We start from the raw sequence: 1,571 nt of genomic DNA on the forward strand, positions 1-1,571 counted from the left end.
CACCTCGCCCTCGCCCACATACAACGCCTCGCCGGACTCGGCGAACTCTTCGACACCGCCATCGTCTTCGAGAACTACCCCATCGAGCCCGACGCCCTCAAACCGCAGGGCACCAGTCTCAACGTGACCCGGTTCCACGCCCACGACGCCACCCATTACCCCCTGGGGCTGGCCGCTCTTCCCGGTGACCGGCTCACCCTTGAGCTGAGTTACCGTCCCGATGTCTTCGATCAGGACACGGTCCACACCTGGGGCGACCGGTTGCAGCGACTGCTCCAAGCAGCCGTGACCACTCCCGGTCTGCCGGTGGGACGGGTGGATTCGCTCTCCATCGCCGAGCGGGACCGGATCCTTCAGAACGGGACGGGCGAGAGCGGCAGCGCGCGTCCGGGCGGCGACACGCTGGTGGAACTGTTCGCGGCCCAGGTGGCGCGTACGCCACAGGCCACGGCAGTGGTCCACGGCGGCGAGGCGCTGAACTACGCGGAGCTGAACGCCCGCGCCAACCGCCTGGCACACCTGCTCATCAGCCGGGGCGCCGCGCCCGGCCGGATCGTGGCGGTGGCCCTGCCCCGCTCCGCCGAGGCGGTGGTCGCCCTTCTCGCGGTGGCCAAGACGGGGGCGGCCTATCTGCCGGTCGACCCGGACTACCCCGTCGACCGGATCGCTTACATCCTCGACGACGCGGCGCCGGTACTGCTCCTGACCACCCGTGTTCTGGACTCGGAACTGGCCTTCGAGGGCCCCCGGCTGCTGTTGCTCGATGAGGCCCGGGGCGGGGAGGGGGACACCGATCCGGAGCGGACGGTGTCGGGGAGTGACGCGGTGTACGTCATCTACACCTCTGGGTCCACCGGCACCCCGAAGGGGGTTGTGGTCGAACACCGGTCACTGGCCGATTACCTCGCCTGGGCGGGGGTGGTCTATCCGAGTGTGCGGGGTGCGGCCCTGCTGCACTCGCCGCTGTCCTTCGATCTGACGGTTACCGCCCTCTACGCGCCGCTGGTGCACGGTGGCCGTGTCGAGATCGTGGACCTGGAGGAGGCGGCGGAGACGCTGGAGACGCGGGCTGACGGGCCGATCTTCCTGAAGGCGACACCGAGCCATCTGGCGATGCTGGGCGGCCTGCCCGGCGTCTCCTCTCCCGTCGGCGGCGTGCCGGGCGCCGAAACCGGCTCTGGCTCCGGGGTCGGTGAGCTGGTGCTGGGCGGTGAGGCGTTGCTGGGCGAGGCGCTGGATCAGTGGCGTGAGCGTCACCCGCAGGCCACGGTGGTCAACGAGTACGGTCCGACCGAGGCGACCGTCGGCTGCATGGAGTACCGGATCGAGCCCGCGGACCGGATTCCGGCCGGTGCCGTACCGATCGGCCGTCCGGCGGACAACACGCGGGTGTATGTGTTGGACGGTGGTCTGCTGCCGGTGCCTGTCGGGGTGGCCGGTGAGCTGTACATTGCCGGCGAGGGGCTGGCCCGGGGCTATCTGAACCGGCCGGCACTCACCGCGGAACGTTTTGTAGCCGACCCGTTCGGCCCCGGCGGCTCCCGCATGTACCGCAGCGGCGACGTGGTGCG

The 1,571-nt window shown here is 70.3% G+C and carries 1 protein-coding gene; it reads left to right on the plus strand.

The features are described 5' to 3' along the window. On the plus strand, positions 1-1,571 hold a 1,571-nt coding region (locus ABZV38_RS40375; RefSeq protein ID WP_356333946.1), incomplete at both ends, for an amino acid adenylation domain-containing protein.

The organism is Streptomyces sp. NPDC005181 (assembly GCF_040608395.1).
Classification (GTDB): domain Bacteria; phylum Actinomycetota; class Actinomycetes; order Streptomycetales; family Streptomycetaceae; genus Streptomyces.